Source organism: Pseudophaeobacter profundi, from assembly GCF_029697505.1.
GTDB lineage: Bacteria > Pseudomonadota > Alphaproteobacteria > Rhodobacterales > Rhodobacteraceae > Pseudophaeobacter > Pseudophaeobacter profundi.
Genome location: NZ_JARJEF010000006.1, coordinates 235,035 through 241,151 on the forward strand (window position 1 = coordinate 235,035; position 6,117 = coordinate 241,151).

Here is a 6,117-nt window from a genome sequence, read left to right on the forward strand (position 1 = left end):
TCTATGCGTCGCCGGGCACGCCATAAGACGGCGCTTCGCGTGGGTCCAAGGCCCGCTGAATGTAGGCGTCAAGCTGGGGTTTATAGATCTCCCAAGCCGTCGCGATGTTTTCAATGGGACAGTCCTCGGTCCAATCACAACGCAGATCGGCGACGGGCCAGCTGACGTTATCGACGATCTTCAGACCCGCGGAATGGATCGGTCCGGCCTCGCCTCCTGCCGCCAAACCCGCGCGCATCGCGGCAATCAAACGGTCCCCGATGTGGCCCTTGGCCGCGACGAACCCGTCAATGATGGCTTGCGCGATCGTGTCATTGGCCAACAAATTGCCCCCCGACGCCACATCCGGCCCACTGGCTTGCGTCCAGATGCCCAGTGAGTTCGGGCCAGAATGGATAGCCGTGGATCCGTCCTTGTCGATGGCAATCACTTGCCGGTACTCGGTGAAGTTGCTGACGCGGATAACCTGGTCCACAGCGTCGCGCGCCGACATGCCGCTTTGCATCAGATCCAGTGTAGCCGGTCCCAAAGATGGGTCCGTCACGTTCTGGGATGCAACAGCACCAACCCCGGCACGCGCAAAAGAACAACGCGCCGCAACAGCGGGCGACGACGACGATATTGCCAAACCAAACATCCCGGTTTCAGCACAACGGGCAACCAGTGAAAATGTCATGGGCTTAATCCGGGATGACGGCTGTGCCGTCGATTTCGACCAACCAATCCGGACGTGCCAACGCCTGCACTACCAGCCCTGTTGAAACCGGATGCACCCCTTTGATGTATTCGCCCATGGTGCGATACACGGCCTCGCGGTGACGCACGTCGGTGATATAGACGACCACCTTGACGAGATGCTCCATCTGTCCGCCCGCCTCTTCGATCAGTTGCTGGATGTTTTGCATCACTTTGTGCGTCTGCTCGACCGGATCATGGCTGTCGATGTTTTGCGCGTCATCAAGGTTCTGCGGACATTGGCCGCGCAGATAGACGGTGCTGCCACCCCGTGTCACCACGGCCTGACACAGATCGTTGTCGAGGTTTTGTTCAGGATAGGTATCGGATGTGTTAAATTTGCGGATGCGAGTATGGGCCATTTGGGTGCTGTCCGATCTATAGAGGTGAATTGAGTGTGGCGGCGGCCGCCTGTTTGGTCATGTGCTTTGAGATTGCTTTTCAAGCGTTGCTTGATGGTAATCCAAATACTTGCGCTGGGTATGGATATGGTCGGCAAGGTGTTTCGCGTCATGCCATACCCCCCAGATAAACGACGATCCCCGGCGCGACTGCCAAGGCAGCCCCAGAAAGAATACATTTGGTTCAACCGAAACGCCGCGCTGATGCTTGGGCGCGCCTTGTTCGTCGAATGCATCGACCTTGAGCCAGCTATAGTCGCGCGCAAATCCTGTCGCCCAGATCACTGTCGTGATACCGGCAGCGGCCAGATCCAGCTCGGCCAGCGGGTTAGTCATGCAATCGGGATCATCAAGAAAGGCCCGCGCCTCTGGCTCGGGTGGCAAATCAATGCCAGTGCGTTCGACATAGGCATCTGCAGCATCCAGCATTCCAAGATAATTAACGTCGCCATTCCCAATATTCTCTACGAGATCAGGGGCAAATTTTATTACGCCATCTGCAAAGCTTTCGGTCCGCCCCACGAGCGTCATGCCACCCGCAGCAAGCTTGCGGAAATCAACGGTTTCGCCGCCTTTGGCCCCGCTCACGGAAATCGTCACATGCTCGGTCCCCGGCGTCATCGCAGACACATCCCACAGACCCAGAACGCCCAACCACCAACAAAAGTCGCGCCCACGATAGGACCGTGGCGGGCGGTCATGCGGGCCGACAGACAGGTACACTTTGCGCCCCGCCTCCATCAGCTCGCGCGCGATTTGCCCACCGGACGAGCCCGCCCCCACAACCATCACCGCCCCTTTGGCCAACTGGTCAGGATTGCGGTAGTCATAAGAATGCATCTGAACCACGTCCGCATCTTCTGGAATGACAGGCGGGATAACCGGTTTTTGGAAAGCGCCCGTCGCACAGACAATATTCTCTGCCTCAATCACCCCTTCCGATGTTTCGACGCGGAAGCCGCCTGCCCCATCGATACGTTCTGCTTTGGTAACTTCGACGCCTGCGCGTGTCGGCGCTTTGATCATCTTCGCGTAATCGACCAAATAATCTGCAACGGTCTCTTTGGCGGGAAACCCGTCAGGGTCCACATCCTTAAATTCCATCCCCGGAAATCGGTCGTGCCAGGCAGGGCCATTCGCGACAAGATTATCCCAACGGCCCGTGCGCCACTGCTCAGCGATGCGGTTCTTCTCTAGCACAAGGTGGGGAATCCCGGCTTTGCTCAGGTGCTCGCTCATCGCGATGCCAGCCTGTCCACCACCGACAACAAGAGTATCTACTTTTTCGATCGGCATGTCCGCATCCTTTCCAAAGGGTCTGGCAGACGCAGGGAATGCTTTGGCTGGCGGGCTTACTATCGGCGACAACGCCCCGTGACCGCTCCTCAAACAAACTCGATGGTCCTGCGCATCAGTTTGCCCGAAAATTTCATTTTATTCGCGGTCTTGAAACAAATGTATATCTCACCGTGGGTTCGGCTCTGCCTAAGCTATCGGAAATGCTGTGGGTTCCAGTAACTCCGGCAACAGAACGTTCTGTCTGCAAATGGCAGCCTTCAGGTTGTCAAACTGGCAGATACGGGGGCTACTGGAAATTCTCAGGTTGTACCTACACATGTCCCACCAAGTAACTTTGGCCCAGAGACTAAGTATTTTCCAACTTATTTTCATAAACTTAACAGGAACCCCTATTCATTTTGGCGCTAAATTCACCCAAATACGCGGTCATTTACACCCACGAAACCTATCAGGGACAGTCCAGCATCTTTCGCGATGCTCTTCCAATGCTTCCGAGTTAAATCACCTGGTTTGAGTGTGAAACCCAGTCACAGTTCGAACGACAAGTGGTCCAAAGGCGCCACGGCATCGTATACTGAGAAACAGGAGATGCTGATATGAGCCGAATATTGATCTTGATGGCGCTGATTTTGACTGGCTTTCAAGCGAAGGCCCTGGACCTGAACGCTCCTTTCGACTCCATCGATGGGGGCACTCTGACGCTGTCTCAATGGAGCGGTCAGCCAATTCTTGTTGTAAATACAGCCTCCAGATGTGCCTTCACAAAACAATACAGCGGGTTGCAGGCCCTGTATGACACCTATCGCGATCGCGGTCTTGTGGTTCTGGCGGTTCCATCAAACGATTTCCGGCAGGAGCTTTCCAATAGTGAAAAAGTCAAAGAATTCTGCGAACTACAATACGGCGTCGATATGCCGATGACAGGTATCACGCATGTTAAGGGGCCAGAAGCACATCCTTTCTTCCAGTCCCTGAAGCGAGAAGAAGGGTTTGTACCATCGTGGAACTTCAACAAGGTCTTGATCGGGCCAGAGGGTGATCTGGTTGCGACCTACAGTTCGCAAATGAAGCCGAAATCATCGCGAATTAGGCGTGAGATCGAAGGACTTCTGAAGTGAAACATGTGAGGCAAGGCGCAGACCAGACGCTGTCCCTATTCTACGACGGGTCCTGCCCACTGTGTGCGCTGGAAATCGGATATTACAAACGGTGCGACACCGATCAGGCACTTAATTTTGTCGACGTTTCAACCGAGCGTTTTTCGGGAGATGGCAGGCTCACTCGGTCCCAAGCGATGGCCCGGTTCCATGTTCGTTTGGGAAACGGCCTGCGAGTGTCCGGCGCGCAGGCCTTCGTCGAGGTTTGGCGCGTCTTACCGGGCTGGCGCTGGTTGGCGAGATTAGCAAGCCTTCCGGGCGCTGTGACCGTTCTGGAGGTGTTTTACCGTCTTTTCCTTCGCATCCGCCCCCTGATCATACGGGGCTTCGGCGGATACCAGAGGGGGATTGGCAGATCTCGGTCGAGATAACCCCGCCTTTCCACGAATTACAAATAAAAGACTGATAAATATGAAAATTTTTAGCTCCTTCCTGCTATTCCTAATTGTGGTCATGGGTGTTGGCATCGGGATTGGCATGCTCACTTCTCCGGGCGACTGGTACCGGGATCTGCAGAAACCGTTTTTCAATCCGCCCAACTGGGTTTTCGGACCGGTGTGGACGGTGATGTATCTGATTATTGCCTATGTTGGCTGGCGCGTGTGGCAGCATGAAAACCGTGCTTATCCGAGGCGTCTTTGGATCGTCCAGATGGGCTTGAACTTCTTATGGTCGCCAGTGTTTTTCGCCGCTGAGAAGCCAGCCTTGGCGCTTGCCGTCATCCTCTGTCTTCTGCTGACAATAGTCGCCTTCATTCGGGCCGCGTGGCATTCCGACCGCCTGTCCGCTCTGCTCTTTGTTCCATACGTCGCGTGGGTGGGCTTTGCGTTGGCCCTGAACGCCGCGATCGTCTATCTCAACTAGGCAGGGTATAAGTCATGGAAAGACATGCACTTGTTATTGGTGCCTCGGGCGGCATCGGACGGGCCTTGGCAAATGAGCTGCAGGCGAGAGGAAACCGCGTTACTTGTCTTTCTCGGTCGCAGGATGGCTTGGACATCACTTGCGACGACAATGTATCGGCAATCCTCGGGCCTATCGAAACCCAGTTCGACTTGATAATCGTTGCAACCGGCATCCTGTCAACCGATCGGGGACCAGAAAAGTCGCTACGCGCCTTGTCTGCCGATGAGATGGCAATTCTGTTTGCGATAAACACAATTGGTCCTGCGTTGGTGCTGAAGCATGCCAAACACTTGCTGCCGAAGAACAGGAGAGCCATTTTTGCGGCACTCTCTGCGCGCGTCGGGTCAATCGGGGACAATGGCCTTGGCGGCTGGTACTCCTATCGTGCCTCAAAAGCTGCCCTTAATCAGGTGATCAGAACGGCGTCGATTGAACTGAAGCGGACGCACAAACATCTGATTTGCGCGGCGTTGCATCCCGGCACCGTAGCGACCGAGTTCACGCAAAACTACCCGCAACACAAGACGGTTCCGCCGCAGAAATCCGCAAGCAATCTGCTGAATGTCATCGATACTCTCACGCCTGACGACAGTGGACAGTTTTTCGACTGGGCAGGGAAAAATGTACCCTGGTGACTGCCTCTTCTGCACCGAGTACCAACACTGATCGCCCACGTATCGTTTTGATCCTGAGGGATCAGCTTGCGCCCGACATGCACGCGCTGAAGAACGCGGATCTGCGGGTCCCAATCTTACCGTATCCTGCTCTTGGGGCCTTCCTGTCAGATATCGGCAGAGCGATTGCCGCCTCGCCGAAGGTCACTATTTTCCGCACCCGAGAGATCATCACGCTCACACCCTCTCGCCCCAGTGCCAAGGCCGTTTCTGTCGTGCGCGAGCGCATTCTGGCGACCGGCCCCCTCAAAGAGGTCAAAGGCATCGTTGGCGATCGACCGCGCCGATACGATGATAGCTTGACGGCTGTGGACGGCGGAAGATAGCGATCGTATTCAAGACCGAACACACTAGTGTTGCCGGAGATATTTTGATGATTGCCCGCCCCATTTTTCCCTTGGCGTGTACCGCAGCAATGGAGCTGTTCGCGGCAACTACCGCGCTTACATGGATACCCAGGCGATCGACGCCCGCGGCATCCCCCCGACCCAGGCAAAGCTCGACCGCATCGATGCCATGACCGGCTACCGCGCAATTGCCACCCTTCAGCGCCTGCCGACCTTTTACGAGGCCTTCGGCATCGAGGAAGGCGATCCCATTTGGCTCCCGCCCGAGGAAAGGATCACCGCCTGGTGATCAGTCGGCCACTTTCCAGGCTCCGGCACTGAACGGCGCTGCGGGCCTTGGACGTCCCCCACATGGGGCCAGACCTCACGACAAAATCCAGAAAAGTTTGACAGGGATAGGAGTACTCAATGAAGTCACCACTGATCGCCGCCACGGTCCTGCTGCTTTGCGCAGGCTGCATGGAAGACACGATGTGGTGTTGATTGTCACTGAGAACTGACCCGGTATGCCGATAAATTGTCACTGAGAATTGACCCATGTGAACACACTGCCCCGACGGTTTTCGTTGGGGGGATTGGGAGTGATAGACATGGGATT

The 6,117-nt window shown here is 55.6% G+C and carries 9 protein-coding genes; 6 read left to right on the forward strand and 3 right to left on the reverse strand.

The window, feature by feature from the left end; genetic code table 11:
- Window position 1: 1 nt before the first annotated feature.
- Genes P2081_RS12090 through P2081_RS12100 form a run of 3 tightly spaced genes read right to left on the reverse strand, consistent with a single transcriptional unit; the run spans window position 2 to window position 2,432 of the window.
- Window positions 2-676: a DUF1028 domain-containing protein gene (locus P2081_RS12090; protein ID WP_278923123.1), complete on the reverse strand. Its 675-nt coding sequence runs from the start codon at window positions 674-676 to the stop codon at window positions 2-4.
- A 4-nt stretch (window positions 677-680) separates the two neighbouring features.
- Entirely contained in the window at window positions 681-1,097 is a 417-nt protein-coding gene (locus P2081_RS12095; RefSeq protein WP_278923124.1) for a RidA family protein, read from the reverse strand.
- Between the two features lie 57 nt (window positions 1,098-1,154).
- Window positions 1,155-2,432, reverse strand: a complete 1,278-nt coding sequence (locus P2081_RS12100; RefSeq protein WP_278923125.1) for a flavin-containing monooxygenase — start codon at window positions 2,430-2,432, stop codon at window positions 1,155-1,157.
- A 599-nt stretch (window positions 2,433-3,031) separates the two neighbouring features.
- On the opposite strand from P2081_RS12100, the gene P2081_RS12105 reads away from it, so the two are divergent.
- The 6 genes from P2081_RS12105 to P2081_RS12130 all read left to right on the forward strand — a co-directional run bounded on the left by P2081_RS12105 (window position 3,032) and on the right by P2081_RS12130 (window position 5,808).
- On the forward strand, window positions 3,032-3,553 hold the full coding sequence (locus tag P2081_RS12105) for a glutathione peroxidase (protein ID WP_278923126.1): 522 nt from the start codon (window positions 3,032-3,034) through the stop codon (window positions 3,551-3,553).
- Window positions 3,554-3,558: 5 nt separating this feature from the next.
- The gene (locus P2081_RS12110; RefSeq protein ID WP_278923137.1) at window positions 3,559-3,963 is read left to right on the forward strand and encodes a thiol-disulfide oxidoreductase DCC family protein; all 405 of its coding nucleotides are present in this window, start codon (window positions 3,559-3,561) and stop codon (window positions 3,961-3,963) included.
- A 40-nt stretch (window positions 3,964-4,003) separates the two neighbouring features.
- On the forward strand, window positions 4,004-4,456 hold the full coding sequence (locus P2081_RS12115) for a TspO/MBR family protein (protein WP_278923127.1): 453 nt from the start codon (window positions 4,004-4,006) through the stop codon (window positions 4,454-4,456).
- Between the two features lie 14 nt (window positions 4,457-4,470).
- The gene (locus tag P2081_RS12120) at window positions 4,471-5,133 is read left to right on the forward strand and encodes an SDR family NAD(P)-dependent oxidoreductase (RefSeq protein WP_278923128.1); all 663 of its coding nucleotides are present in this window, start codon (window positions 4,471-4,473) and stop codon (window positions 5,131-5,133) included.
- A complete protein-coding gene (locus tag P2081_RS12125; protein ID WP_278923129.1) occupies window positions 5,130-5,498 on the forward strand; it encodes a hypothetical protein in 369 nt (122 codons plus the stop codon). Before P2081_RS12120 ends, P2081_RS12125 begins: the two co-directional genes overlap by 4 nt.
- A gap of 121 nt (window positions 5,499-5,619) precedes the next feature.
- Window positions 5,620-5,808, forward strand: coding sequence for a hypothetical protein (locus P2081_RS12130; protein WP_278923130.1), 189 nt, complete (start codon window positions 5,620-5,622; stop codon window positions 5,806-5,808).
- Window positions 5,809-6,117 lie beyond the last annotated feature (309 nt).

Coding starts and splice junctions, on each gene's coding strand:
- P2081_RS12090 (WP_278923123.1), bottom strand. CDS start 676: ATGACATTTTCACTGGTTGCCCGTTGTGCTGAAACCGGGATGTTTGGT.
- P2081_RS12095 (WP_278923124.1), bottom strand. CDS start 1,097: ATGGCCCATACTCGCATCCGCAAATTTAACACATCCGATACCTATCCT.
- P2081_RS12100 (WP_278923125.1), bottom strand. CDS start 2,432: ATGCCGATCGAAAAAGTAGATACTCTTGTTGTCGGTGGTGGACAGGCT.
- P2081_RS12105 (WP_278923126.1), top strand. CDS start 3,032: ATGAGCCGAATATTGATCTTGATGGCGCTGATTTTGACTGGCTTTCAA.
- P2081_RS12115 (WP_278923127.1), top strand. CDS start 4,004: ATGAAAATTTTTAGCTCCTTCCTGCTATTCCTAATTGTGGTCATGGGT.
- P2081_RS12120 (WP_278923128.1), top strand. CDS start 4,471: ATGGAAAGACATGCACTTGTTATTGGTGCCTCGGGCGGCATCGGACGG.
- P2081_RS12130 (WP_278923130.1), top strand. CDS start 5,620: ATGGATACCCAGGCGATCGACGCCCGCGGCATCCCCCCGACCCAGGCA.